This window comes from Ferrovibrio sp., from assembly GCF_002796975.1.
Lineage (GTDB): Bacteria > Pseudomonadota > Alphaproteobacteria > Ferrovibrionales > Ferrovibrionaceae > Ferrovibrio.
The window spans coordinates 347,398-372,699 of the sequence record NZ_PEKV01000005.1; the positions used below are offsets into that span (position 1 = coordinate 347,398).

General features: G+C 63.4%; 24 protein-coding genes and 1 pseudogene. 11 read left to right on the forward strand and 14 right to left on the reverse strand.

Annotated features, from left to right (window positions below; all coding sequences use genetic code 11):
* Positions 1-10: 10 nt before the first annotated feature.
* Genes CTR53_RS06670 through CTR53_RS06680 form a run of 3 tightly spaced genes read right to left on the reverse strand, consistent with a single transcriptional unit; the run spans position 11 to position 1,295 of the window.
* A complete protein-coding gene (locus CTR53_RS06670; protein WP_290810261.1) occupies positions 11-640 on the reverse strand; it encodes a LysE family translocator in 630 nt (209 codons plus the stop codon).
* Between the two features lie 20 nt (positions 641-660).
* Positions 661-954 carry an XRE family transcriptional regulator gene (locus CTR53_RS06675; RefSeq protein WP_290810263.1) on the reverse strand — a complete coding sequence of 98 codons (294 nt, stop codon included), beginning with the start codon at positions 952-954 and terminating at the stop codon, positions 661-663.
* Entirely contained in the window at positions 951-1,295 is a 345-nt protein-coding gene (locus tag CTR53_RS06680) for a type II toxin-antitoxin system RelE/ParE family toxin (RefSeq protein WP_290810265.1), read from the reverse strand. Before CTR53_RS06680 ends, CTR53_RS06675 begins: the two co-directional genes overlap by 4 nt.
* Positions 1,296-1,488: 193 nt before the next feature.
* Between CTR53_RS06680 and folP the strand changes: the two genes are divergently transcribed.
* The 3 genes from folP to thiD all read left to right on the forward strand — a co-directional run bounded on the left by folP (position 1,489) and on the right by thiD (position 4,683).
* Entirely contained in the window at positions 1,489-2,415 is a 927-nt protein-coding gene (folP, locus tag CTR53_RS06685) for a dihydropteroate synthase (protein WP_290810267.1), read from the forward strand.
* A gap of 97 nt (positions 2,416-2,512) precedes the next feature.
* Positions 2,513-3,862, forward strand: a complete 1,350-nt coding sequence (gene glmM / locus CTR53_RS06690) for a phosphoglucosamine mutase (RefSeq protein WP_290811647.1) — start codon at positions 2,513-2,515, stop codon at positions 3,860-3,862.
* A complete protein-coding gene (thiD, locus tag CTR53_RS06695; protein WP_290810269.1) occupies positions 3,859-4,683 on the forward strand; it encodes a bifunctional hydroxymethylpyrimidine kinase/phosphomethylpyrimidine kinase in 825 nt (274 codons plus the stop codon). Before glmM ends, thiD begins: the two co-directional genes overlap by 4 nt.
* Here the strand turns inward: thiD and CTR53_RS06700 are convergent.
* Both CTR53_RS06700 and CTR53_RS06705 read right to left on the reverse strand, forming a co-directional pair.
* Positions 4,667-6,109 carry an L-lactate permease gene (locus CTR53_RS06700; RefSeq protein WP_290810271.1) on the reverse strand — a complete coding sequence of 481 codons (1,443 nt, stop codon included), beginning with the start codon at positions 6,107-6,109 and terminating at the stop codon, positions 4,667-4,669. The two genes, thiD and CTR53_RS06700, sit on opposite strands and share 17 nt — an antisense overlap.
* A gap of 7 nt (positions 6,110-6,116) precedes the next feature.
* Entirely contained in the window at positions 6,117-7,541 is a 1,425-nt protein-coding gene (locus CTR53_RS06705; protein ID WP_290810273.1) for a PLP-dependent aminotransferase family protein, read from the reverse strand.
* Positions 7,542-7,647: 106 nt separating this feature from the next.
* Here CTR53_RS06705 and CTR53_RS06710 point away from each other — a divergent pair, with 106 nt between their 5' ends.
* From CTR53_RS06710 to CTR53_RS06745, 8 genes are all read left to right on the forward strand, one after another.
* Complete coding sequence (locus tag CTR53_RS06710) at positions 7,648-7,917, forward strand: DUF1127 domain-containing protein (RefSeq protein ID WP_290810275.1); 270 nt, start codon at positions 7,648-7,650, stop codon at positions 7,915-7,917.
* 91 nt (positions 7,918-8,008) lie between these two features.
* Positions 8,009-8,629 carry a LysE family translocator gene (locus CTR53_RS06715; RefSeq protein WP_290810277.1) on the forward strand — a complete coding sequence of 207 codons (621 nt, stop codon included), beginning with the start codon at positions 8,009-8,011 and terminating at the stop codon, positions 8,627-8,629.
* A 7-nt stretch (positions 8,630-8,636) separates the two neighbouring features.
* A complete protein-coding gene (locus CTR53_RS06720) occupies positions 8,637-9,443 on the forward strand; it encodes a PhzF family phenazine biosynthesis protein (protein WP_290810280.1) in 807 nt (268 codons plus the stop codon).
* 121 nt (positions 9,444-9,564) lie between these two features.
* Complete coding sequence (locus CTR53_RS06725; protein WP_290810282.1) at positions 9,565-10,050, forward strand: GNAT family N-acetyltransferase; 486 nt, start codon at positions 9,565-9,567, stop codon at positions 10,048-10,050.
* Between the two features lie 53 nt (positions 10,051-10,103).
* Positions 10,104-10,958 (forward strand): crotonase/enoyl-CoA hydratase family protein, encoded by an 855-nt coding sequence (locus CTR53_RS06730; RefSeq protein ID WP_290810283.1) that lies wholly within the window; start codon positions 10,104-10,106, stop codon positions 10,956-10,958.
* A complete protein-coding gene (locus CTR53_RS06735; protein WP_290810286.1) occupies positions 10,948-11,601 on the forward strand; it encodes a TetR/AcrR family transcriptional regulator in 654 nt (217 codons plus the stop codon). The genes CTR53_RS06730 and CTR53_RS06735 overlap by 11 nt, the downstream gene beginning before the upstream one ends.
* A 63-nt stretch (positions 11,602-11,664) precedes the next feature.
* Complete coding sequence (locus tag CTR53_RS06740; protein ID WP_290810289.1) at positions 11,665-13,029, forward strand: thioesterase family protein; 1,365 nt, start codon at positions 11,665-11,667, stop codon at positions 13,027-13,029.
* Positions 13,030-13,149: 120 nt separating this feature from the next.
* Complete coding sequence (locus tag CTR53_RS06745) at positions 13,150-14,088, forward strand: AEC family transporter (RefSeq protein WP_290810292.1); 939 nt, start codon at positions 13,150-13,152, stop codon at positions 14,086-14,088.
* Between the two features lie 9 nt (positions 14,089-14,097).
* Here CTR53_RS06745 and CTR53_RS06750 read toward each other — a convergent pair whose 3' ends face one another.
* From CTR53_RS06750 to CTR53_RS06790, 9 genes and pseudogenes are all read right to left on the reverse strand, one after another.
* Positions 14,098-14,874, reverse strand: a complete 777-nt coding sequence (locus CTR53_RS06750) for a class II aldolase/adducin family protein (RefSeq protein ID WP_290810295.1) — start codon at positions 14,872-14,874, stop codon at positions 14,098-14,100.
* A 19-nt stretch (positions 14,875-14,893) separates the two neighbouring features.
* Positions 14,894-15,271 (reverse strand): TRAP transporter large permease subunit, encoded by a 378-nt coding sequence (locus CTR53_RS06755; RefSeq protein WP_367158954.1) that lies wholly within the window; start codon positions 15,269-15,271, stop codon positions 14,894-14,896.
* A gap of 85 nt (positions 15,272-15,356) precedes the next feature.
* A pseudogene (locus CTR53_RS06760) lies at positions 15,357-16,100 on the reverse strand (TRAP transporter large permease subunit); the annotation flags it as partial.
* A gap of 83 nt (positions 16,101-16,183) precedes the next feature.
* A complete protein-coding gene (locus tag CTR53_RS06765; protein WP_290810299.1) occupies positions 16,184-17,284 on the reverse strand; it encodes a TRAP transporter small permease subunit in 1,101 nt (366 codons plus the stop codon).
* Between the two features lie 107 nt (positions 17,285-17,391).
* Positions 17,392-18,543 carry a TRAP transporter substrate-binding protein DctP gene (gene dctP, locus CTR53_RS06770; RefSeq protein ID WP_290810302.1) on the reverse strand — a complete coding sequence of 384 codons (1,152 nt, stop codon included), beginning with the start codon at positions 18,541-18,543 and terminating at the stop codon, positions 17,392-17,394.
* A gap of 316 nt (positions 18,544-18,859) precedes the next feature.
* Complete coding sequence (locus CTR53_RS06775; protein ID WP_290810305.1) at positions 18,860-20,995, reverse strand: 3-hydroxyacyl-CoA dehydrogenase NAD-binding domain-containing protein; 2,136 nt, start codon at positions 20,993-20,995, stop codon at positions 18,860-18,862.
* A gap of 31 nt (positions 20,996-21,026) precedes the next feature.
* Positions 21,027-22,235: an acetyl-CoA C-acetyltransferase gene (locus tag CTR53_RS06780; protein ID WP_290810308.1), complete on the reverse strand. Its 1,209-nt coding sequence runs from the start codon at positions 22,233-22,235 to the stop codon at positions 21,027-21,029.
* Positions 22,236-22,295: 60 nt separating this feature from the next.
* Positions 22,296-23,444, reverse strand: coding sequence for an acyl-CoA dehydrogenase family protein (locus tag CTR53_RS06785; protein WP_290810311.1), 1,149 nt, complete (start codon positions 23,442-23,444; stop codon positions 22,296-22,298).
* Between the two features lie 50 nt (positions 23,445-23,494).
* Positions 23,495-25,288 carry an acyl-CoA dehydrogenase C-terminal domain-containing protein gene (locus tag CTR53_RS06790; RefSeq protein WP_290810314.1) on the reverse strand — a complete coding sequence of 598 codons (1,794 nt, stop codon included), beginning with the start codon at positions 25,286-25,288 and terminating at the stop codon, positions 23,495-23,497.
* Positions 25,289-25,302: the final 14 nt, after the last annotated feature.

Genomic DNA, 25,302 nt, shown 5'->3' on the forward strand with positions numbered 1-25,302 from the left:
AGTGCGATCCTCACCGCTCCGTCAGCGCCAGCTTGGCGCCCAGCGCGACGAAGGCCGCAGCGAAGGTCCGGCGCAGCCAGAGCATCACTTTCGGCCTGCTTAGCACATGGTCGCGCACGGCGGCTGCAAACAGGCCATACAAAGCAAACACACCAAACGTCATCGCCATGAACACGCCGCTCATTTCCAGCATGCGGGGCAGGGCGTCGGGCGCGTCCGTCGCCACGAACTGCGGCAGGAAGGCGAAGAAGAAGATCGAGAGTTTCGGATTGAGCAGGTTGATCACGATAGCCTCGATGGTGACCTGCATGAACGATTGCGCGCCATTCTCTTTTTGGCTTGGCCCCTTGCCGGTGAGGCTGAGCGAGCCGCGGTCGTTCCAGGTCTGCCAGGCCATCCACAGCAGATAGGCGACGCCGGCATATTTCACGCCGTCGAACAGCACGGCGCTCGCATGCAGCAGCGCGGCCAGGCCGGTGATCGCCGCGATCATATGCGGCACGATACCGAGCGTGCAGCCAAAGGCCGCGACGAGGCTGGCCCGTCCGCCGCGCGTCAGTCCGGCGGCCACCGTGTAGATCATGCCGGTGCCCGGCGTGGCGACGACGATCAGCGCGATCAGCAGGAAATCGAGGGTCATGTTCTCTTCCCGTATGTCACTCAGGCGGCTTTGGCGATCCGCAGCTCCACCTGCATTCCGGCAGCATGCAGCATGTTGACCAGCGTATCGATGGCAAACAGATCGATCCGCCCGCGCATCAGATCGGAAATGCGCGGCTGGGTCACGCCCAGCAGCCTGGCCGCGCCGGCCTGCGTCAGGCCCTGCTGTTCGATATGGTCGCGCAGCGCCAGCATCAGCCGCGACCTGATTTTCATATTCTCGGCCTCGCCGGGGGCCGCTTCGATGGCATCCCAGACCGAGGCATATCCGCTGTCGCGTCGCGCCGCCGTCATGTCCTGTGCTCCTTCAGCAAGGCGCGATACCTTTGCGCCGCCAGATCGAGATCGCGCTGTGCTGTCCTGCCGGTGGTCTTGCGGAAGCAGTGCAGCACCACAATCGCCTCAGCCAGTTTCGCCACATATACCACCCGAAAGGCCCCGTCAGTGTCGCGGATACGGATTTCCCGCACGCCCGGCCCGATGCCCTGCATCGGCTTCCAGTCATCCGGGTCGCGGCCGGCCTGGACCAGGTCGAGCTGATAACCGGCCCGCTGCCGCGCTGCCGGCGGAAAAGCCCGGAGGTCGTCCAAGCTGGTGCCGAGGAAGCGGATGGCGCGACGGCGGGCTGCATTCATGGATTATACAAAATTTTATATGAGGATGGGGAAAACTTGAAAATCCAATGAGAACATGATAAGAACAATATGGCGGTCCGTAAAGTCGTTTCCCGCATAGGTGGAAAAATGAGTTAACGCGAACACCAACGAACACGAACGAAGCGAAACGAACACCCACGAGCACCAAACGAAGCGCAACGAACGCCAACGAATGCAAACGAACGCCCAAGAAGCGAAACGAACGTCAGCGAGCAGCCGCGAAGCAGTCGAGCGGCTGAATACGCTGTTACGCGCCGCCGACGAAAACGGCCGCCCGCTGGTGATGGGCATCGTCAATGTCACCGACGACAGTTTCTCAGGCGACGGGCTGCACGGCGATCCAGCCGCCGCCATCGCCCAGGCCAGGGCCCAGGTCGGGGCCGGCGCCGATATCATCGACCTCGGCGCGGAATCGACCCGGCCGGGTGCGGCGCCGGTGCCGTTCCAGCAGGAGATCCAGCGCCTGGTGCCGGTGATCCAGGCGCTGCGCCGCGAGGCGCCGCAGGCGCTGATCTCGGTCGATACGCGCAACGCCGCCACCATGCATGCCACCGCCGTGTCCGGCGCGCATCTGATCAACGACATTTCCGCTTTGCGCGGCGAGGGCAGTCTTGATGCAGCCCTGCGCACTGGATTGCCAGTGGTGCTGATGCATATGCAGGGCGAGCCCGGCAGCATGCAGCAGGCGCCGCAGTATGACGACGTGCTGCGCGAGGTGCGCGACTTTCTCGGCCAGCGCATTGCCGCCTGCCGTGCCGCCGGCATGGCGCGCGACCGCATCCTGATCGATCCGGGCATCGGCTTCGGCAAGACGGCTGATCACAATCTCACACTGCTGCAGCGGCTGCAGGCCCTGCGTGCGCTCGGCTATCCTTTGCTGGTCGGCGTGTCGCGCAAGAGTTTCATCGGTACTGTTGCGCGCGAGCCCGATGCGCAGCGGCGTCTTCCTGGTTCGATTTCCGCAGCATTATGGGCGGCGCAGCAGGGCGCCAAGATCCTGCGCGTGCATGACGTGGCCGAGACCGTGCAGGCGCTGGATGTCTGGCAAGCCATGACAGCAGGATCGCTGACAGTCAAAAAGCCCAACGATTCGGTGTAAATGTAACAAGTCGTAACGGCATCAATCGCCACGCAGACTCTGCCGTTTTGCGGCTTTCTGTGGCATAGTCCCGCGCGACAGTTTGTTTAATCGGACGATTCACATGACCCGCAAATTCTTCGGCACCGACGGCATTCGCGGTCTGGCCAATACCGAGCCGATGACGGCCGCCACCGCCTTGCGCGTCGGCATGGCCGCCGGCGCTTATTTCACGCGCGGCGATCATCGTCATCGCGTGCTGATCGGCAAGGATACGCGGCTCTCGGGTTACATGCTCGAACCGGCGCTGGTCGCCGGCTTCACCGCCGTGGGCATGGATGTGTTCCTCGTCGGTCCGATGCCGACGCCGGCGGTGGCGATGCTGACGCGCGCGCTGCGCTGCGATCTCGGCGTGATGATCTCGGCCTCGCACAATCCCTTCCACGACAACGGCATCAAGCTGTTCGGCCCCGATGGCTACAAACTCTCGGATGCCGTCGAGAAGGAAATCGAGGCGATGATTCTCGGCGACAGCCAGCCCGCGCTCGCCGATGCCGCCAGACTCGGCCGCGCCAAGCGGCTCGACGATGCCGACGGCCGTTATGTCGAATTCGCCAAGGCGACCCTGCCCAAGGGCAGGAATTTGCGCGGCCTGAAAGTGGTGGCCGACTGCGCCAACGGTGCGGCCTACAAGGTGGCGCCCGCCGTGCTGTGGGAACTCGAAGCCGAGGTGATCCCGGTCGGCATCAAACCTGATGGTTTCAACATCAACAGGGAGTGCGGCTCGACGCATCCGCAGGCGTTGCAGGAAGCCGTGGTGGCGCATGGCGCGCATGTCGGCGTGGCGCTCGATGGCGATGCCGACCGCCTGGTGATGGTGGACGAGCGCGGCCAGGTGATCGACGGCGACCAGCTGATGGCGGTGATCGCCGAAAGCTGGCTGCGTCAGGGCCGGCTGGAAAAGAACGGCCTGGTTGCCACCGTGATGTCGAATCTCGGGCTTGAGCGTTTCGTGCAGAGTCTCGGCATCGATCTGATCCGCACCAAGGTCGGCGACCGCTATGTGCTCGAGGCGATGCGCGGCCAGGGCTACAATCTCGGCGGCGAGCAGTCGGGCCATATCATCCTGTCGGATTTCGCCACCACCGGCGACGGCATTGTCGCAGCACTTCAGGTGCTGACGGCGCTGTGTGAGTCGGGCCAGAAAGCCAGCCAGTTCTGCCGCCGCTTCGCGCCCTATCCGCAGCTGCTGCGCAACGTGCGCCATGCCGGCGGCAAGCCGCTCGAAGCGCCGAACGTGCAGCAGGCCATCGATGCCGCCGAAAAGAAACTCGGCAAGGCCGGCCGGATCGTGATCCGTCCCAGCGGTACCGAACCGCTGATCCGCGTGATGGCGGAAGGCGAGGACGAAATGCTGGTGCAGATGGTCGTGGCCGATATCGTCACCGCACTGGAGCAGGCGGCGTGAGCGCTGCGTCGTCGTCGGCGAAGCAGGGCCGCGTTCTCATCATCGCCGGATCGGATTCCGGCGGCGGCGCCGGCATCCAGGCCGACATCAAGGCCGTCACCGCACTGGGCGGCTATGCCATGACGGCGATCACGGCGCTGACCGCGCAGGATACCCGCACGGTGCATGCGATCCACGACGTGCCGGCCGAGTTCATCGCCTTACAGCTGCGTGTCGTGCTGCAGGACATCGGTGCCGATGCGATCAAGACCGGCATGCTGCATCGTGCCGATATCATCGAGGCCGTGGTCGCGGCGCTGGAAAAATATGCGCCGGATGTGCCGCTGGTCGTCGATCCGGTCATGGTAGCGAAAGGCGGTGCGTCCTTGCTGCAGTCCTCGGCCGCCGAGGCGCTGCGCACCAAACTGATTCCGCGCGCCGCAGTCATTACGCCGAACCTGCCCGAGGCGGAAGTGCTGTCGGGACTGAAGGTCGCGGAAGAGTCCGACATGGCGCCGGCGAGCGAACGCCTGCTGCAGCTCGGACCGCAGGCGGTGCTGCTCAAGGGCGGCCATCTGCCGGGCGACGATCTCATCGACCTGCTGCGCGACTCGCGCGGCGCCCAGCGCTATTCCGACACCCGTATTGACACGACCTCGACGCATGGCACCGGCTGCACGCTGGCCTCGGCGATTGCGACGGGGCTGGCCTTCGGGCTGGAGTTACGCGAGGCGGTGGCGCAGGCGCGTAGCTATGTGCGCAAGGCGATCGAGACCGCGCCGGGCTTCGGCCACGGGCATGGTCCGCTCAATCACGCCCATACCGTCACAAGAAAAGCGTAAGCAGTACGGCCGCCGCCAGCAGCAGCGGCGCCAGCAGGATGACGAAGCGATAGACCTGCCGCTCGGCGCCGGCGATGCCGGCAAAGGCGCAGGCCATGGCGATCTTGCCGGGGAAGAAGGGCGTGAACAGGCTGCCGGTTACGTTCTGCAGCGCGCTGACCCACAACACATTGGCGCCGGCCGAGCCCGCAAGCGCCGCCTGCAGCGGCAGCATCAGGCTGTTCGACGCCGTATTGCTGCCGGTCAGTCCGCCGGCGACAGCGGCAAACAGCGGCGTCGCCAGCAGCGCCTGTTCGCCGGCCACCGACTGCCAGGCCAGCGCCAGTTCGGCGGGAATGCCGCTTGCTGCCATCAGCCGTGCCATGATCAGGAAGATCAGCGTCGTGAGAATCGCGATACGTCCGGCGGCCCAGGTCTGTTTGAGAATACCGCCGATCTGGCGCGGTTTCAGCGTCAATGCTCCGTAAGCAATCGCGGTCAGCAGCAGCATCACGCCGGCCTGATAGGCCCAGGGAAAGACTGGCATGTCGTCGAAGGGCTGCATCACGGCGATGCTCTGCAATGCCTGCGACAGCGGCGCGATCAGCCGCGTCGAGAGCAGCACGCCGATCAGCAGCAGATAGGGCAGCGCGACGCGCAACGTGGTTTTGACCGCCGGCCGGTTGCGATCCAGCAGCCAGCCGAGCGCCACCAGGGGCGCGGTCGCAATGAGTCCGGCGCTATCGACCGAGGCATAAAGATTGCCGAGCCACAGCAGGCCGAACATCGCCGCGGTCCACAGCGCATCGAGCGGCATATTGGCGAGGCTTAAGCCCAGTTTCAGTTTATGCGACCACCACCAGAACCAGCCGAGCAGCACCGCCACGAAAGCCGGCATCAGGCTGGCGCTGTAGAGGCCGAAGTCGTGCAGCGGCAGATGCCCGAGCGCTGCACCGATGGTGGTGCCGATGCCCAGCCCGCCCCAGGGCACCAGCATCTGGCTCAGCAGGCCGACGGCAATCGCCGGCAGCGGCGCGACACCGAGCCGGCGCAGGCCATGGATGGCGAGCGCGAAGCCGACGCCGAAACCGATGGCGCATTCGATCAGTCCGGCCGCGACGAAGCTGAGGAAATAGGCGCGGCGATGCGGCGAGACCGGCGCGGCCTCGCTCGCTTCGGTCTGGCGCGCGGGCGCGGCAGCCTGGATCACATGATGCACGGTGAGGCCGGCCAGCGTCACGGCGATGGCATGCCAGGCCAGCCAGGCACCCTTCAGGCTCTCGATCAGGAAGAACTCGGCCAGATCGCGCTGCCCGTGCAATGCGACGACCACGGCGGGCACGGTCGCAATCAGGCCGGCGAAGCTGGCGCGCACCAGCGGTACGCGGCCAGTGGCGACAAGCCCGATCACCAGGATGATCGGGGCGAGGTAAAGCAGGATCTGCACTGGATTGCTAAACGACGGCGTGACGCGCTTCCGGGCCGCGTTCGATCAGACTGCGCAGGCGCCGCAACCCATCCGCCACTTCCGAACGGTCGGGCGAGGGCGCCAGCGACACCCGCACCCAGGGCGGCGGATTGGGGCGGCTGTCCAGCAGGAAGGACGTACAACTGGCGATCCGCACGCCCTGGCCGAGTGCCTGGTTGGTGAATTCGTTCGGTCGCCAGGGATTGGGCAGTTCGAGATAGCAGTGCAGGCTGGCGGGATGACTGCGCATGGTCAGGCCGTCGAAGACCTCGGCGGCGATGGCATTGCGGATCGCGGCTTCCTCGCGCAGGCGATTCACCAGCATGTCTGCCGTGCCGTCCTCGATCCACTGCCGCACGATTTCCTGGTTGAGCCGCGGATTGTTGACCGCGACCGCATGCAGCGCATCGGCGAAGCGTTCCACCAGCACCGGCGGCGCGGCGATCCAGCCCACGCGCAGGCCCGGCGCCATGCATTTCGAGGCGCTGGTGATGTAGATGGTGCGCTCCGGCGCCAAGGCCGCGATCGGCAGCGGCCGGTCCTGCATCAGGAAGCCGTAGACATCGTCTTCGATGATGGTGAGGTCGTGCTTGCGGGCGACAGCAATGATCGCGGCGCGGCGTTCGGCCGTCATCATTACGGTGGTGGGATTGTGAATCGTCGGCTGGATCAGCACCAGCCGGCTGCCGGTGCGACGCGCGGCCTCGGCCAGCGCATCGGGCCGCATGCCTTCGTCGTCCATCGCCACGGCTTCTAGCCGGATCGGGCGCTGCTGCGCATTTTCATGCACGCCGCCATAGGTCAGCGATTCGACCAGCATCACTTCATTGGGCATGGTCATCGCCGTCATCACGATAGCGAGCGCCTGCTGCGCGCCGGCGGTGGCAATCACCTGTTCCGGCGTCACCGACAGCCCGACACGGCCGATCCAGGCGGCAGCCGCCGCACGATGCGCCGGATCGCCCAGTGTACGGCTGTAGCCGAGCAGATTCTGCAACCCGCCGCGCATGGAGAGACGCTGCAGCGAGCTGCGCATGATGTCTTCGAAATCGGGCAGGCTCGGTTCGTTGCGCGACAGCTCGATCACCCCCGGCGTACCCAGCCGTGGAATCTCGCCCAGCGGCGCGACAATCTCGCTGCGGAAGCCGGTGTTTCCGCTCAGGCCATCGTAAGGCTTCACGAAAGTGCCGCGTCCGACTTCGCCCGACAGCAGACCCTTCTGTTCGGCCAGCATGTAGCCGCGGCTGACGGTGCCGACGGTGACGCCGAGCTTCCAGGCGAGATTGCGTTGCGGCGGCAGCTTGGCGCCGACCGGCAGTTCGCCCGTCTGGATGGCGGTTTCAATCGCCGTGGCGAGCGCCTGATAGCGCGGGCCCGGGAATGCTTCGAGATTGGGGATCCACATTGTCATGGTGACAATATTGCCATTGACCCCATAAAAGAGTCAATCAATTATCTGATTGCCTGCATTGAGCGGGTCCAATCATCAAAATCTTCCCAGATATTGGAGGGGTGTTATGACGAATTGTATCGATACAATCGACCGGCCTTATGGTATTGGCCCGGTCGAACGCGCGGGCAGCACGATCGGCCGGGTTATCGACCGCACTGTGACTGTCAGCGCCAGGGGCGCGACGACCATGGTGCTGACGCTGCTCGACTGGCAGCGCCAGGCCCGTGAGCGGGCTGATCTGGCCGGGCTGCCGCAGGAAATTCTGAAAGACGTCGGCCTCACCCGCGCCGATGTGGAAGCCGAGCTGAGCCGCAAGCCGGTGTGGCTTCGATAGATAGATCATCGAGGGTTTAAGCCCCCCGGCTGCCGGCGTCGCGTGCGCATCAGATGCACCGACGCCGGATACCCTCCCCAAAAGGCGCGACATGCCAAGTCTGTTTAATATTGGGCAAGCTGAAACCTTCCTGCTGCTGCCGCTCGCGCTCTTTGCCGTGGTCACCTCGATCACGCCCGGCCCCAACAACATCCTGCTCACCGCTTCGGGTGCGAATTTCGGTTTCCGCCGCACTGTGCCGCATATGCTGGGCATCAGTGCCGGCTTCCTGTCGCTCATCCTTGTCACCGGCGTCGGCCTCGGCGCGGTGATTCTTGCCAGCGACTGGCTGCACCAGGGCCTGAAGGCCGTTGGCGCGCTGTATCTGGTCTGGCTCGCCTGGCAACTGGCGCGCGCCGGCGGCATCGAAAGCAGAGCCGAACTGCGGCCGATGCGCTTTCACGAGGCCGCACTGTTCCAGTATGTCAATCCGAAGGCCTGGATGATGGCGGTGGGCGCGGTGGCGGCCTTCACCACGCCGGGCGGCCATTATGGTCTTGAGGTCGCGCTGATTGCAGCGATCTTCACCATCATCAACCTGCCCTGCGTGTCGCTCTGGGCGCTGTTCGGTGTCGGCATCGGGCGGTACTTAAGCGATGCACGCGCCCGCACGATCTTCAATTTCACCATGGCCGGCCTGACGCTGCTGTCGGCCGTGCTGCTCTATCTCTGAGGCCGACATGCAACTGCCGCTCTATCAGGTCGATGCCTTCGCCGATGCCGTGTTCAAGGGCAATCCCGCCGCGGTGATACCGCTGGAAAGCTGGCTGCCGGAGGCAACGATGCAGGCGCTGGCGGCCGAGAATAATCTCGCCGAGACGGCCTTCTTCGTGCCGCAGAAGGGCGGGTTGGGTGAAGACGGTTTCGGTCTGCGCTGGTTCACGCCCGAGGTAGAGATCGATCTGTGCGGCCATGCCACGCTGGCTTCCGCCTGGGTTTTGTTCAACAAGCTGGAGCGCGGCCGCGACCGCGTCGCTTTCTTCACCAAGAGCGGAACGCTGAACGTGACGCAAGACGGTGCAAGCGGCCGACTGACGCTCGATTTCCCGGTACGCCCTGCGGCGCCGGTGCAGCCCTGTGCCGGCCTGATCGAAGCGCTGGGTGCCGAGCCGGCGGAGATCCTGGGCGCGCGCGACTACATGCTGGTCTACGACAATGCGGCCACGGTGCGCGCACTGAAGCCCGACATGAACGGGTTGATGGATATCGACAAGTTCGCCGTGATGGTGACCGCGCCGGGTGATCGGCCGGGTATTGATTGCGTGTCGCGTTTCTTTGCGCCGGCCAAGGGCATTCCGGAAGATCCGGTCACCGGTTCGGCCCATTGCAGCATCGTGCCCTATTGGGCCAGGCGGCTCGGCAAGACCGACATCGTCGCCTATCAGGCGTCGAAGCGCGGCGGCACGCTGTACTGCCGGCTGGAGAGCGAACGCGTTTTCATGGCCGGTACCTGCAAGCCCTTCATGGAAGGCACGGTAACACTGTAAGGGCGAAGACAAATTTCGTTTCGGCGGTTGCCCCGATAACCGCCGGAAGGTCGGCGCAAGCCGGCTGGGCGCGGCATCAATCCCTGTTGTGTGCCGCGCCCTTTTCTTTTCTGATGAGGGTATGACCGACTCCGCACCCGCCCTCTCGATCACCGCCGCCCGCACGGCCGACGACGTCGAAGCCGCGCGCCGGCTGTTCCTAGCTTATGCGCAGTCGCTGGATTTCAGCCTCTGCTTCCAGGGTTTCGACGAGGAACTCGCCGGCCTGCCGGGCAAATATGCCGCTGACTCGCGCGGCGCTCTGCTGTTGGCCAAGCGCAACGGCGAGGCGGTCGGCGTGGTCGGCCTGCGCAATCTGGGCGACGGGATCGCCGAGATGAAGCGGCTCTATATCGATCCGGCCGGGCGCGGCCATAATTTCGGCCGCGCGCTCACCGATGCCGTACTGGCCGAGGCACGCCGCTTCGGCTACCGCGCGATCCGGCTCGATACCTTCCCCTCGATGGTGGCGGCCAACCGGATTTATGATGCGCTGGGATTCCGCGATATTCCGGCGTATTACGACAATCCGCTGCCCGGGGCGCGCTATCGCGAACTTGAACTATGAACATTGTTCATTTTAATGAACGATGATACGATTTCCTCAAACAGGAGGAAGCCATGTCCCAGCCAGAACCCTTCGTTCTTTATGAACGCGACGGCCGCGTCGCCCGCATCACGCTGAACCGGCCTGAACATCTCAACGCCATCCACGAGACCACGCCGGACCTGCTGCGCGCTGCCGTCGAGCGCGCCAACCAGGATGACGATGTGCATGTGATCCTGCTGAGCGGGGCCGGGCGGGCCTTCTGCGCCGGCTACGACCTGAAGGAATATGCCGAGGCGCCGCGGCCGGTGAAGGGCAGCCAGGACATGCCCTGGGATCCGCTGGTCGATTACCAGTGGATGCGGCATTCGACCGACTGTTTCTTCAGCCTGTGGCGTTCGCTGAAACCCGTGGTGGCCAAGATCCATGGCTATGCGGTGGCGGGCGGCAGCGACATTGCGCTCTGCTGCGACCTGGTCGTGATGGCCGAGGATGCCAGGATCGGCTATCCGCCGGCGCGCATCTGGGGCTGCCCGACCACGGCGATGTGGGTCTATCGCCTGGGCGCCGAGAAGGCCAAGCGCATGCTGCTGACCGGCGACCTGATCGACGGCAGGACGGCGAAAGACTATGGCCTGGTGATCGATTGCGTGCCGGAAGCCGAGCTGGATGCGCATGTCGAGGCGCTGGTGGCGCGCATTGCCAGCGTGCCGAAGAATCAGCTGATGATGCAGAAGCTGATGGTCAATCAGGCCTATGACAATATGGGGCTGAACTCGACGCAGACGCTGGCCACGCTGTTCGACGGTATCACCCGGCATTCGCCGGAAGGCGTCGCGTTTAAGGCACGCTGCGAGCAGGTCGGTTTCAAGGCCGCCGTGAAGGAGCGCGACGGCGGCGATCCGCTGGCGTGGAAAAATGCCCGCTGAGATTCTGGAGAAGAAGAAAGCCGCCAACAAGACTGGGCGGCGCGAGGCCGTCCGCGCCTTCAAGCGCGAGGCCATCCTGCAGGCGGCGCGCAAGATTTTCGCGCGCGACGGCCTGGAGGGCGCGACCTTGCGCGCCATCGCCGCCGAAGCCGGCATTGCGGTTGGCACGGTCTATCTGCATTACCCCGCGAAGGAGTCGCTCTATGCCGAAATGCTGGCAGGGTCTCTCGCTGACCTGCAGAAGCATCTGCGCGACGCTATCGCCAAGGCATCGCCCGGCGACGAACTGATGGCGGGCGCGCTGGCCTTTTATGACTTCTACCGTCAACGCCCCGATGACCTCTATCTCGGTCTGTATCTGGGGCAGGGCTTCCGGCCCGCCGGCCTGACACCGGAACTGGACCGCCTGCTCAACGGCCGGCTGATCCAGTGCTACACCGTGCTGAGCGATGCCATGCGGCGGCCCTCCCCGTTGCTGGATGCAGAGCTGCTGCGGGCGGAAACGGTTTCCCTTGCGGCAGTCACCGGCGGCGCACTGATGCTGGAAACCACCGGGCGACTGAAGGCGCTCGGCGATACCGGCGAAGCGGTGGTGCGTCGCCATGTCGAGCAACTGGTGCAAAGGTTGCGCACCGCGCCCTGAGGCGCGAACATAGGTTTATCTACAGCTTCATCCAGCCATAACTTCCAGTCAGAGAGTCTTCCCTTGAGCAATTTTCGCGAAACCTACCGCGGCTCGGTCGCCGCCTGGGAATGCGACCAGTACGGTCATATGAATGTGCAGTTCTACACCGCCCGCATCAGCGATGCGGCGGCCAGCGTGATGCTGGCGGCCGGCTTCGGGCAGAAGGCGTTCAAGGAACTGAAACTCGGCATTGCTGCGGTGAATGCCGAGACGCGCTTCGTGTCCGAGCTGCATGCCGGCGACCTGATCCGTATGGAAAGCGGCGTGGTCTTTGCCGAGGGCAAGAAGATCAAATTCCATCACCGCGTCTACAATGCCGAGACCGGCGCGCTCTGCATGCAGGCCGAGGTGCTGGCGCTGTGCTTCGATCTGGTGCAGCGCAAATCGGTCGCGCTGCCGGCCGATCTGGAAGAGGGTTTCAGGGCCGTGACAGTCGATCCCGCCGCGCCGGCCGCGCAGGTGGCGATCCCGCCGGTGGAAGACGGTTTCGTGCCGACCGGACGTTCGCCGGTGCAGCCCTGGGAATGCGATCGCATGGGGCATCTGAACGTGCAGTTCTATCTCTCGCGCTTTGCCGAGGCCGAGAAACAGCTGCTGCTGGCGCTGGGCTACGGTCCGGCACGGCGGCAGGCCGACAAGGTGGCGGTGCGGCCGGTTAAGCACCGCATCCAGTTCAGGCGCGAGAATCATGAGGGTGCTGTATTGCGGATGCGCAGCGGCATCCGCCGCGTGGCCGCTGATCGTCTGTTCCTGTATCACGAGCTTTACGAGGCCGAGACCAGCACGCTGTCGGCCACCTGCGAAGCGGAAGTGATCCTCGACCGGCTGGACGGCGCTGGCGCGCTGGCCCTGCCGCAGGATGTGACGACGGCGGCCGATACACTGGCCGCGCAGCTCAAGGCGCCGCCGCCGCCCGTGCCGCATACCGGCGTGAAGGTTCCAGATGCGCCGGTGCCTGGCATGTACGACACCGCACGCGGCAGTGTCGACCGCTGGGAAGCGGAAGAAACCGGCCGCATGGCAACGCGCTTCTACATGGCCTGTTTCTCGCAGGCGGCTGGCAACATGCTGGCTGGCGGCGATCTGACGGCCGACAGGATGCGCGAACACAGCATCGGCTCGGCAGCGCTGGACTACACCATCGACTATTTCCGGCCGCTGAACATCGGCGATGCCTATTACGCCCGCACCGGCATGCTGGAGTTGCGCGAGAAGACCTGGCGGTTTTTCCATTTCATGCTCGACAGCAACACGAACCAGCCGGTGGCGCGCGCCGAGATCGTCGCCGTGCTGTTCGACCTCAAGGCGCGCAAATCCATCGTGATGCCGGAGATGGTGCGGGCGGCTTTCTCCAAGCGGCTGGTGCAGCCGGAGGCGGCAGAGTAGGTGCTTTCCTATCCGTCGTTCCCGCGAAAGCGGGAACCCAGAGGATTCCCATAAATCTTTCAGATGGCCCCTGGGTCCCCGCTTTCGCGGGGACGACGTTTCTGCTTGAGTGGCGCTTCCATGGGAACGCTCCTTAACGTCTCGCTGCCCTTCTTCGGTTTGATCTTTGTCGGCTATGCCGCCGGCTGGACCCGCATCATCACGGCGCAGGCCTATCTCGGCCTGAACGCCTTCGTGATCTGGTTCGCGCTGCCGGCCATGCTGTTCATCAAGATGGCGCAGGCCCCGGTCTTTACCGCCTTCGACTGGAAATTCGTCGCCGCCTACAGCGGTGGTGGCCTGATCGCCTATGCCTTCACCGTGGGGCTCAGCCGCCTGCTGTTCGCAATCAACTGGGGCGAACGCGCGGTGCAGGGCATGAGTGCCTCGTTCGGCAACGTCGGCTTCATGGGACTGCCCATTCTGGTCACACTGTTCGGCGACGCCGCAGTGCTGCCGGCCGTGCTGATCATCGTCTTCGACCATGTGCTGCTGATCCCGCTGACCACGGCGCTGATCGAAGGCTCCAGCGGCGGCAATGCCTCGCTGCCGGCGATCTTCAAACGCGTCGCCATCAACATGTCGCGCAACCCGCTGATCATCTCGACATTTGCCGGCCTGCTCTGGGGGCTGACGGGGCTCAGCCTGTTCAGTCCGCTGGAAACCCTGCTCAACCTGCTGGCCAACGCTTCGGCGCCCTGTGCGCTGTTCGCGCTCGGGCTCACGCTGGTCGGAAGACCTATTTCGGAAGGCCTGGAACAGGTATCGCTCGCCGCCATCGGCAAGCTGGCGGTGCATCCGCTCGTGGTCTGGATGCTGGCGGCCTATGTGCTGCAGCTCGATGCCTTCCTGACGGCGGTGGCGGTGATCCAGGCCTCGATGCCGACGGCGGCGAATGTCTATATCCTCGCCACGCAGCAGAATACCTATGTGCAGCGCGCGTCGAGCACCATTCTGGTGACCACGGTGATCGCCACGATCACCGTCTCGGCCTTCATGGTGCTGTTCACGGCGTATTAGACGGCGCGATCAGGTCTTGTAGCTGGGATCCTTCGCATCCAGCATGCGCAGCAGGCCGCCCCAGGCCAGGCCACTGACATCGATCTTCGAGCCGCGCACCTGGGCTTTCACCAGCTCCTGCACTTCGGGCTTGGCCGGATGCAGTTTCACGCCGCCGGCCAAGGCCTTGATCTGGGCCTGGCAGGCGCGTTCCAGCACATGGATGTTGAGGAAGGCCGAAGCCACGGTCCTGCCACAGGCCAGCGTGCCATGCTGGCGCAGGATCATCAGGTTGTTCATGCCCAGATCGGCAACCAGCCGTTCGCGCTCGTCCAGATTGAGCGCGATGCCTTCGTAGTCGTGATAGCTCAGCATGCTCAGCGCCACCATGGCGGTCTGGCTGAGCGGCAGAAGCCCGTCGGCCTGGGCCGAAACGGCGATGCCGTCGCTGGTATGCAGATGAAGCACGCAGCCGACATCGTGGCGCGCGGCATGCACGGCGGAATGGATGGTGAAGCCGGCCGGGTTGATGATGTTGTCGGTCGGCGAGACGATATTGCCCTCCAGATCCACCTTCACCAGTGAAGATGCGGTGATTTCGTGGAACATCCAGCCATAGGGATTGATCAGGAAATGCTCGTCCGGTCCCGGCACGCGCGCCGAGATATGGGTGAAAATCAGATCGTCCCAGCCGTAATGCGCCACCAGGCGATAGGCGGCCGCCAAATCGACGCGGACGGCCCATTCCTCCGGGCTGACCTGGCTGCGGAGACTGGTTGCGGGGGCTCTCAGAGCAGTGGCTGACATGGGCATTCCTCCGTGCTTCTCACTGCCCGCCATAGACGATGCGCGGCAGCCACACCACGATATTGGGGAAGATGATGCAGAGGAACAGACCGAAAGCCTGCAGCCCCATGAAGGGAACGGCAGCCTTGAAGATCATGGCCATGGAGATCTGCGGCGGCGCCACGCTTTTCAGGTAGAACAGCGAATAGCCGAAGGGCGGGCTGAGGAAGGCCATCTGCATATTCACCATGAAGATGACGCCGTACCACAACGGCACGTCTTCCGGCGCCAGGCCCGGCAGTCCGAATACCCCGTCGAATGGCAGGCTGACCATGATCGGCAGGAAGATCGGCACCGTCAGCAGCAGGATGCCGACCCAGTCGAGAAACATGCCCAGTACGATCAGGATCAGCATCATCAGCAGCAGGATGCCGTAGGGNNAAGAAGATCCACATGACCATGGCGGTGGCCTTCAGCGTGTCGAGCGACGCCTGCTTGATCGTCGTCCAGCTCAGGCGGCGATGCAGGCCCGCCACAAACAGCGCGCCAAAAGTGCCGATGCCCGCCGCTTCCACCGGCGTGGCGATGCCAACGAAGATGACGCCGAGCACCAGCATGATCAGAAGGATCGGCGCGATCGTGTTGCGCAGGAGACGCAGTTTCTCCCTGAAGTCGACACGCTCCTCCGGCGGCAGGGCCGGGCCGAGCGAGGGATTGATGTAGCAGCGGATCACCACATAGGCGACATAGAGACCGGACAGCAGGAAACCCGGGAAGATCGAACCGACCAGAAGTTCGCCGAGCGACTGCTGCGCCACCACCGCATAGACGATTGCCATCACCGATGGCGGGATCAGGATGCCGAGCGTGCCGCCCGATAGCAGCGCGCCGCAGGCGAGTTTGGGTTCATAGCCGCGCTTCAGCATCGCCGGCAGGGCGATCATGCCCATGGTGACTTCGGTCGCGCCCACCACGCCCACCATTGCCGCCAGCGCGGTGCAGGCGATGACGGTGGCGGCGGCGAGGCCGCCTTTCACCGAACCGAGCCATTTGTATATCACATCGAACAGTTCTTCGATGATGCCGGCCTTTTCCAGCACGGCCGCCATGAAGATGAACAATGGTACCGCCGACAGCTGATAATCCGTCATGAACGGGAATATCCGCGACGGCAGCATGTTCAGGATGTATTCGTTGCCGAATACATACAGGAAAACCACGGCCAGGCTGCCGGTGCAGAACGCCATGGGCAGGCCGAGCAGAAGCAGGAGGCCGAGCGATCCGAAGAGAAGAAGGCTCAACCACTCAATACCGATGTCGAGTCCCACGGTCAGGCCCCCCTGCGGGTAACGATAAGGATGTCTTTAGCCAGCTTGGACAGTCCCTGCAGAACGATCAGGGCTGCGCCGAGAGGCATGGCAAGCTTCACCGGCCAGTATTGTATTTCCCATTCAGTGAAGGAGTGTTCGTTCATGCCGATGGCATCGTTGGCAAAACGGAACGACGTCCACATCATGGTCACGGTGAAGATAAAGAAGAAGATTGAAGTGAAGATGTCTGCGATGGCCTTGCCGCGCGCAGAAAACTTCGTATACAGCACATCGACGCGGACATGCTGGTCTTCGTAATAGGCGTAGGCGCCGCAGATCATGTACTGCATGCCGAACATGAGGAACATGCTCTCATGCACCCAGTTGGTGGGGGAGTTGAAGACATAGCGGCCGACCACTTCATAGAAATAGGCGAAGACCGCAATGATCGCCCAGTAAGCGACGAATTCGCCGGCGCGTATGTTCACCCACTCGATAATATCGGTCAGCCGGGTATGGAGGTTCTTCGTCGGATCCTGACCGGTGCCGATTTCATGGAAATCCGGCGGTGCAGATACCGGTTCGGCAGTGGCAGTCTGCCCCTCGATTTCACGGCGCCGCCGGGTCAGGCGGGGTAGCAGGATGGCATCGCCAACGATCATGGCCGCCAGAAGGATGGCGAGCCACTGCGACCAACTGCGACGCTGTGCCAACTGCTCGCTGGCGACCTTGTATTCAGCCTCGTGCTGCGACAGTCCGGTCTCTGCCTGTTTCAGCACGGCGGCATCCTGGGATTTCGCGCGCGTTACGGCAGAATGCGAACTTTCCACGGCGGCCCGGGTGCGGGACACATCCTCGCGGGAATCGCTGATCTGCGTGTTGACATACAGGATGGCAAAGAAGACAGGCAGAAATACGAAACCCCAGCGGTTGCGCAAATAGAAACGATGCAGCCCAACAAAGCCGGAGCAGATCAGAAACAGGTAGGCGATCCCGAGGGATGGGCCCTGCGGCAGGCCGCGCTTCTTTTCGCGGGCCACCATGTAGATCGTGATGAGAGGGAAAAGGATCAGTCCAGCCCAATAGAGCCAGTGCGGCAGAACAAATGTAAGGCTTGGCATATGGTCCTCGTCAGTGGCCTGCGCAGCAACTGCGGATGGGGGCATTCAGCCACACCATCCGCAGCTCTGTGCAAACGGAAATCAACTGGATCGTCAGGGAGATCCAGTCAGAGATCCAGTTTCTGCCCCTTGTACATGTCGGGCGTGACATAGCCCATGCTCGGCGATTCCATGAGTTCAAGCTGGGCCTTAAACACCCGGGCCGCATCCTTGTCCTTGTTGGCCCATTTGAACCAGATTGGCACCGCGACGCGCTGGAACTTCGGCAGATCCTCAGCCGGCAGACGGTTCACTTCAGTGCCGGCCTTGGCGAACTTGTCCCAGGCTTCGAGATCCGCCTTCTGGATCGCGGCATGGTGAACGTTCGAATAAACCTGCACTTCCGATTCGACGAACTGCTTCATCTGCGGCGACAGCTTGTTCCAGTGATTCATGCCGACGCAGAAGTCCATCAAATCGACCGGCTGGTAAATCGATTCCAGTCCCGGCGGGCCCATCCAGATGTACTTGGTCACCTGCTGGAAGCCGAGATCCCAGTTCACGGCCGGGCCGGTATAATCGGCAGCCTCGATGGTGCCCTTTTCGAGGGCAGAGAAAACTTCGCCGCCGGGCAGCAGTGTGGTCTTGGCGCCAACGGCGGCAAAACCTTCGGCGATCATGCCGCCGGGCACGCGCAGCTTAAGATCCTTGAAGTCCTCGATCGAGCGGATCGGCTTCTTGGAATGGACGATATTGGGACCGTGATGGATGCGGTTGACGTAGTAGATGCCCTGCTTGGCGAAGACATCGCGAGCCATCTGCAGGCCGCCCTTGCTGTAGAAGAAGATGTCCCATTCATGGGGATAGCGCAGGCCCATCAGATAGGAGCTGAGGAAGGCCGTCGCAGGCAGTTTGCCGGCCCAGTAGACGGTGAAGGAATTCATCGCTTCCAGAACGCCGTTCTTCACGCCGTCGAACAACTCGAAATCGCCGACGACTTCCTTGGCCGCGAAAGCCTTGAATTCCAGCTCGCCGCCCGACCGCTCCTTGATCGTGGCGCACCAGGCTTTGAACGTGTTGAGACCGGCGCCGGCCGGCCAGGAGGTCTGCACCTTCCAGGTCGTGGTGGCCGCTTTTGCCGGATCGCTGATGAAGGGGGCGCCAATGGCGGTGGCGCCGACGCCGATGGCTGCCGATACCCCCAGAGTCTTGATTGCCCGGCGCCGATCCGGATTGGCCGGTGCGGCGGACGCGGACTTCGTCTTCTGATGATCTTGCATGTGTTCCTCCCGTTTGTTGTTGGTTACGCACGCAACAATAGCCACCGGGAATGCCGGACAGCGGAAATCCGTGGCGCAAACGCTCCAGGCTTGTCTTCGGCGATCAGGCCGGGACTTCGCTTTACGGGCGCTCGTCATTTTCAGGGAGGAGTAATTTTTTTTTGTTAAGCTATGTCGCGCACACGGGGCGGTCAATCACGGACTGCATTGACCAATCCGAACCAATTTTGCGGCGCAATAATACCCTGCGTTGCGAGACGCCCATAAAAAAAGGCCGGTTTGCACCGGCCTTTTCTGTAGTACTGCGTGGTTATGATCAGGCGGCGTAGAAGGCCTTGCCCTGTGCCGCCATGTCGCGCAGCAGCCTGGGTGGCGTGAAGCGCGCGCCATACTTCTGCGCCAGCGCGTCGCATTCCGTCACGAAGGGCTGCACGCCCACGGTGTCGATATTGCTGACCGTGCCGCCACGAAACGGCGGAAATCCCCAGCCCATGATCGAGCCGACATCGGCATCGCGCACGTCGATGACGACATTCTCTTCCAGGCAGCGCGCGGTCTCGACCGACTGGATATAGACCAGCCGCTTGATCACGTCCTGCACATCGGGCTGTTCGGCTGCCGGCTTGACCGGGAAATGCTTGGCCAGATCGCTCCACAGCTTTTTCCTGCCATCGGCCGGATACTCGTAGAAGCCCTTGCCGGCCTTCTTGCCGATACGGCCGAGCTTTTCGACCATCGCCTGCAGCACCGGTTCGGAACCGTCCGACTTGTAGGCGTCGCCGAGGTCCTTCCTGGTCTGCTGCCGCACGCGATGCATCAGCTCCATCGACACTTCGTCGGCCAGTGCCAGCGGGCCCACCGGCATGCCGGCCATCTTGCCGGCATTCTCGATGATGGCGGGCGCGACGCCCTCGGCCAGCATGGTCAGGCCTTCGGTCACGTAAGTCGCAAAGACGCGGCTGGTATAGAAGCCGCGGCTGTCGTTGACCACGATCGGCGTCTTGCGGATCTTCTTCACGAAGTCCATGGCGCGGGCCAGCGTCTCATCCGAGGTTTGCTTGCCGCGGATGATCTCGACCAACGGCATCTTGTCGACGGGCGAGAAGAAATGCAGTCCGATGAAGTTGGCCGGCCGGCTGCTGGCTTCGGCCAGGCCGCTGATGGGAAGCGTCGAGGTATTGGAGGCGAAGATGGCGGTCGGCGCGATCTGCGCCTCGGCCTTCTTCGTTACATCCGCCTTGATCGCGCGGTCCTCGAACACGGCTTCGATGATCAGGTCGCAGCCCTTGAGGTCGTCGTAAGACGTCGTGGCCTTGATCAGGCCGAGCTGCTTCTCCTTGTCGGCCTCGGTGGCCTTTTTGGCCTTGATGCGCTTGTCGAGCAGGGCGGCCGAGTAGGCCTTGCCCTTGTCAGCCGACTCCTGCGTGGAATCCAGCAGCACGGTCTGGATGCCCACCGAAGAGCAGGCCCAGGCAATGCCGGCGCCCATCATGCCAGCACCGAGGATACCAACCTTGGTGTAGGTCTGCGTCGGGATGTTCTTGGGGCGATTGGCCAGCTTGTTGGCCTCGCCGATCGAGAAGAACAGCGAGCGGATCATGTTGCGCGCTTCCTTCGACTGCGTGCAGGCGACGAAATAGCGGCTTTCGATCTTCAGGCCGGTATCGATATCGACCAGCATGCCCTCGTAGACGCAGGACATGATGTACTGGGCATTGGGATAGTTGCCCTGCGTCTTGGCGCGCAGCATGGCATTGCCGGCGGTGAAGACCTGCGCGCCGCGCGGCGTGTTGGCGGCTTCCGGCACGCGGAAGCCTTTCTGGTCCCAGGGCTTCACATGGCCGGTCTGGCCGTCGCCGAGGATCCACTCCTTGGCGCGCTTGAGCAGGTCGGCTGGCGCCACGACTTCGTCGATCATGCCGAGGCCGAGGGCGGCCTTCGGATCGACCTTTTTGCCTTCCAGGATCATCGGCAGCGCCTTGGAGACGCCGATCAGGCGCGGTAGGCGCTGGGTGCCGCCGGCACCGGGCAGCAGGCCTATCGTGGCTTCCGGCAGGCCGATCAGCGCCTTCGGATTGTCGGCGGCGATGCGGCGGTGGCAGGCGAGGCAGATTTCGTAGCCGCCACCGAGTGCCGTGCCGTTGATCGCGGCGACGAAGGGCTTGCCGGCCTTTTCGATGTCGCGAAACATTTTCTGCAGCTTGAAACTGTTCTGCAGCGCCTTGGCCGCATCCTTGCTTTCTTCCAGCATGCTGACCAGATCGCCGCCGGCGACGAAGTCGCCTTTCGCCGAGGTGACGATCACGCCCTTCACGGCCTTGTCGGCAATCGCCTTCTGGGCCGCCTCGCCAAAGGCCGCGACACTGGCCTGGTTCATCACGTTCATCGACCGGTCGGTCATGTTCCAGACGATGGAGGCGACGCCGTCGCCATCAACGCTATAATCGATCATTGTTTCATCCTTGAATAACGTAAAGGCGCGCTTAGACGCGCTCGATGATGGTGGCGGTGCCCATGCCGGCGCCGACGCAGAGCGTGACCAGCGCGGTGCTCTTGCCGGTGCGTTCCAGCTCGTCGACCATGGTGCCCAGGATCATCGCGCCGGTGGCGCCCAGTGGGTGGCCCAGCGCTATGGCGCCGCCATTCACGTTGATCTTGTCGTGCGAGATGTTCAGCGCCTGCATGAAGCGCAGAACGACAGAGGCGAAAGCCTCGTTCAGCTCATACAGATCAATGTCGGACGGCTTCATGCCGGCCAGCTTCAGCGCCTTTTCGGCCGCGAAGCTCGGGCCGGTCAACATGATGGTCGGCTCTGAGCCGATGGACGCAAAGCTGCGGATGCGAGCGCGCGGCTTCAGGCCGGTCTTCTGGCCGGCTTCCTTGTTGCCGATCAGCACGGCGGCGGCGCCGTCGACGATGCCGGACGAGTTGCCGGCATGATGCACATGTTCGATACGCTCGACGTCCGGATAGCGCTGCATGGCGACCGAGTCGAAGCCGAACTGCTCGCCCATCGCCACGAAGGACGGATCGAGCGAGGCCAGCGACTGCATGGTGGTCTCAGGACGCATATGCTCGTCACGGTCGAGAATGGTCAGGCCGTTGATGTCCTTGACCGGGATGATCGACTTCTTGAAGCGGCCTTCGTCCCAGGAACGCTTGGCGCGCTTCTGGCTTTCCACCGCGTAAGAATCGACGTCGTCGCGGCTGAAACCGTATTTGGTGGCGATCAGGTCTGCCGAGATGCCCTGCGGCACAAAGTAAGTCGGCATCGCCACGGCCGGATCGGTGGCCCAGGCGCCACCGTCGGAGCCCATCGGTACGCGGCTCATGCTTTCGACGCCGCCGCCGATCGCCATCTGCGACTGGCCCGACATCACCTGCGCGGCTGCCATGTTGCAGGCTTCCAGACCCGAGGCGCAGAAGCGGTTGACCTGCACGCCGGCGGTGGTTTCGGCATAGCCGGCCTGGATCAGGGCGACGCGGGCAATGTCCGAACCCTGTTCGCCCACCGGCATGACGCAGCCCAGCACCACGTCGTCGACGAGGGAGGTGTCGGGATTGTTGCGGTCGCGCACGGCTTCCAGCGCCGTGGTGGCCAGCCGCATCGGAGTCACTTCATGCAGGGCGCCGCTGGCGCGGCCCTTGCCGCGCGGCGTGCGCACGGCGTCGTAGATGAAGGCTTCGGTCATGGTCTCTCTCCCTTGCTCTCTCTTGTCTGTCGTCGTTTACGCCGGATACCCGGATAGCAATTACAAAGTGCGGCTGATCAGTTCCTTCATGATCTCGTTGGTGCCGCCATAGATGCGCTGTACGCGGGCATCGGCATAGGCGCGGGTGATCGGATATTCCCACATGAAGCCGTAGCCGCCGAACAGCTGCAGGCAGCGGTCGAGCAGCTTGCCCTGCAGATCGGTGGTCCAGTATTTCGCCATTGCCGCGGTGGCGACGTCCAACTTGTGGTCAGCCACCATCTCGATGCACTTGTCGACGAAGACGCGGGCGATCTGCGTCTCGGTCTTCAACTCGGCCAGTTCGAACTTGGTATTCTGGAAATCCAGCACCGACTTGCCGAACACCTTGCGCTCGCGGGTGTAGTCCACCGTCCATTTCAGCGCGGCCTCGCAGCCGGCCACCGCCATGATGGCGATCTGCAGGCGTTCCCAGGCCAGCTCCTGCATCAGATAGAAGAAGCCCTGGCCTTCGCCGCCCAGCATGTTTTCCGGTGGCACGCGCACATCGGAGAAGAACAGCTCCGAGGTATCCTGCGCTTTCATGCCGAGCTTTTCGAGATTGCGGCCCTTGGTGAAGCCTTCGCGACCGGCCTCGACCAGGAACAGCGAGGTGCCCTTGGCACCCTGCTTGGGATCGGTCTTGGTCACGACGATAACCAGATCGGCATTCTGGCCGTTGGTGATAAAGGTCTTTTGGCCGTTGATGACAAATTCGTTGCCATCGCGCACGGCCGTGGTCTTGACGCCCTGCAGGTCGGACCCGGCACCCGGCTCAGTCATGGCAATCGCGCCGATCACTTCGCCGGTCGCCATCTTGGGCAGCCACTTCTTCTTCTGCTCGTCCGAGCCATAGGCGAGGATATAGGGCGCGACGATGTCGGAATGCAGCGAGAAGCCCGGACCGGTACAGCCGGTGTAGGCCTGTTCTTCCATCAGGATTGCCGAATAGAGCCGATCAACGCCGGAGCCGCCGTATTCTTCCGGCATGGTGGCGCAGAGGAAACCCGCTTCGCCGGCCTTGCGCCAGACATCCTTCGGCACCACACCGGCCTCTTCCCATTTCGCGTGATGGGGGACGACCTCGCGTTCGTAGAACTTGCGCGCCGCCTCGCGGAACATCTGGTGGTCTTCGCCATAGATGCTGCGCGGGATGCCGTATTCGGTCATTTATTCGTTTCCTCCGGCTAGACTTGGGCCACGTCCTGCGTGGCTGGAATTTAGAAATTGGCGGCCTTCAGCATCATCGTGCTCTCGGCGCCGGCCTGGATCTTGGCGAGCTGCGCCGCCGTATCGGGCAGCATGCGGTCCATGAAGAAGCGCGCGGTGACCAGCTTGGTCTCGTAGAAGTCCTTGTCGCCGCCGCCTTCGGCCAGCTTCTGCTTGGCCACTTCGGCCATGCGGGCCCACATGAAGCCCAGCGCCACGAGGGCGAAGAGGTTCAGGTAATCCCACGAGGCGGCGCCGGCTTCGTCGGGGTTCTTCAGGCCGCGCTCGCTGACCACGGCAGTCGCGGTCTGCAGGCGGGCGAAGGCTTTCGCCAGCGGCATGACGTAATCCTTGCCGATACCGGGATCCATCATCTTCTCTTCGATGAAGGCTGACACCGGATGGAAGAAGCGGCGGGCGAGGCGACCGATGCCGGTCGGCAGCTTGCGGCCGACGAGGTCGAGTGCCTGGATGCCATTGGCACCTTCATAGATCATCGCAATACGCGCATCGCGCACGAACTGCTCCATGCCCCATTCGGCGATATAGCCGTGGCCGCCATAGACCTGCTGGGCCATGGTGGCGCACTGGTAGCCGTAATCGGTCATATAGGCCTTCACCATCGGGGTGAGGAAGGCGACGAGATCGTCGGCTTCCTGGCGGCGCTGCTCGTCAGGATGCTTGGCGGCGACATCCAGCTCAATACCGGTCCACAAGGCCAGTGCGCGGCTGCCTTCGGTGAAAGCCTTGATCGTCATCAGCGTGCGCCGGATGTCGGGATGCACGATGATCGGATCGGCCGGCTTGTCCGGCGCCTTGGTGCCCGTGATCGAGCGGCCCTGCAGACGGTCATTCGCGTAGGTCAGCGCATTCTGGTAGGCGACCTCGGCCTGGCTCAGGCCCTGCACGCCGACGCCGAGGCGGGCGGCATTCATCATCACGAACATCGCCTGCATGCCCTTGTGCATCTGGCCGACCAGCCAGCCCCTGGCATTGTCGTAGTTCAGCACGCAGGTGGAATTGCCGTGGATGCCCATCTTGTGTTCGATCGAGCCGCAGCTGACGCCGTTGCGGGCGCCGAGCGAGCCGTCGTCGTTCACCAGGAATTTCGGCACCAGGAACAGGCTGACGCCCTTGATACCTTCCGGGCCGCCCGGAATCTTGGCCAGTACCAGATGGATGATGTTCTCGGCCATGTCGTGTTCGCCGGCCGAGATGAAGATCTTGGTGCCGGTGATCAGGTAGCTGCCATCAGCCTGCGGTTCGGCCTTGGTGCGCATCAGGCCGAGATCCGTGCCGCAATGCGGCTCGGTCAGGTTCATGGTGCCGGTCCATTTGCCCGACGCCATGTTGGGCAGATACTTGTCTTTCTGCTCTTCCGAGCCGTGCCGCAGCAGCGCCTCATAGGCGCCGTGGGTCAGGCCCGGATACATGGCAAAGGCCATATTGGCCGAGGACTGGATTTCCGCCATGGCGATGCCCAGCACATGCGGCAGGCCCTGGCCGCCGTATTTCTCTTCGGCGGTCAGCGCGCCCCAGCCGGCCTCGCAATATTTCTCGTAGGCTTCCTTGAAACCGGTCGGCGTGGTGACCACGCCGTTGTCCCACTTGCAGCCTTCCAGGTCGCCGACGCGGTTCAGCGGCGCGGTGACCTCGCTCATGAACTTGCCGCCTTCTTCCAGCACGGCGTCGACCACGTCACGGCTGGCATCGGTGAAGCCCAGCTGGTTGCTCATCTTTTCCATCTGCAGCACATCGTGCAGCACGAACTGGAAATCCTTGATCGGGGCGGTATAGCTCGGCATGGCCTGTCTCCCTG

Bases quoted from the DNA above. Each gene is read 5' to 3' on its own strand.
- CTR53_RS06780 (WP_290810308.1), bottom strand. From the start codon at position 22,235: ATGACCGAAGCCTTCATCTACGACGCCGTGCGCACGCCGCGCGGCAAG.
- CTR53_RS06675 (WP_290810263.1), bottom strand. From the start codon at position 954: ATGACGGCGGCGCGACGCGACAGCGGATATGCCTCGGTCTGGGATGCC.
- CTR53_RS06725 (WP_290810282.1), top strand. From the start codon at position 9,565: ATGACCGACTCCGCACCCGCCCTCTCGATCACCGCCGCCCGCACGGCC.
- CTR53_RS06745 (WP_290810292.1), top strand. From the start codon at position 13,150: ATGGGAACGCTCCTTAACGTCTCGCTGCCCTTCTTCGGTTTGATCTTT.
- CTR53_RS06715 (WP_290810277.1), top strand. From the start codon at position 8,009: ATGCCAAGTCTGTTTAATATTGGGCAAGCTGAAACCTTCCTGCTGCTG.
- CTR53_RS06720 (WP_290810280.1), top strand. From the start codon at position 8,637: ATGCAACTGCCGCTCTATCAGGTCGATGCCTTCGCCGATGCCGTGTTC.
- CTR53_RS06765 (WP_290810299.1), bottom strand. From the start codon at position 17,284: ATGCCAAGCCTTACATTTGTTCTGCCGCACTGGCTCTATTGGGCTGGA.
- folP (WP_290810267.1), top strand. From the start codon at position 1,489: ATGCAAACGAACGCCCAAGAAGCGAAACGAACGTCAGCGAGCAGCCGC.
- CTR53_RS06735 (WP_290810286.1), top strand. From the start codon at position 10,948: ATGCCCGCTGAGATTCTGGAGAAGAAGAAAGCCGCCAACAAGACTGGG.
- CTR53_RS06705 (WP_290810273.1), bottom strand. From the start codon at position 7,541: ATGACAATGTGGATCCCCAATCTCGAAGCATTCCCGGGCCCGCGCTAT.
- dctP (WP_290810302.1), bottom strand. From the start codon at position 18,543: ATGCAAGATCATCAGAAGACGAAGTCCGCGTCCGCCGCACCGGCCAAT.
- CTR53_RS06750 (WP_290810295.1), bottom strand. From the start codon at position 14,874: ATGTCAGCCACTGCTCTGAGAGCCCCCGCAACCAGTCTCCGCAGCCAG.
- CTR53_RS06785 (WP_290810311.1), bottom strand. From the start codon at position 23,444: ATGACCGAATACGGCATCCCGCGCAGCATCTATGGCGAAGACCACCAG.
- CTR53_RS06755 (WP_367158954.1), bottom strand. From the start codon at position 15,271: ATGATGCTGATCCTGATCGTACTGGGCATGTTTCTCGACTGGGTCGGC.
- CTR53_RS06680 (WP_290810265.1), bottom strand. From the start codon at position 1,295: ATGAATGCAGCCCGCCGTCGCGCCATCCGCTTCCTCGGCACCAGCTTG.
- CTR53_RS06790 (WP_290810314.1), bottom strand. From the start codon at position 25,288: ATGCCGAGCTATACCGCCCCGATCAAGGATTTCCAGTTCGTGCTGCAC.
- CTR53_RS06670 (WP_290810261.1), bottom strand. From the start codon at position 640: ATGACCCTCGATTTCCTGCTGATCGCGCTGATCGTCGTCGCCACGCCG.
- CTR53_RS06775 (WP_290810305.1), bottom strand. From the start codon at position 20,995: ATGATCGATTATAGCGTTGATGGCGACGGCGTCGCCTCCATCGTCTGG.
- CTR53_RS06710 (WP_290810275.1), top strand. From the start codon at position 7,648: ATGACGAATTGTATCGATACAATCGACCGGCCTTATGGTATTGGCCCG.
- CTR53_RS06730 (WP_290810283.1), top strand. From the start codon at position 10,104: ATGTCCCAGCCAGAACCCTTCGTTCTTTATGAACGCGACGGCCGCGTC.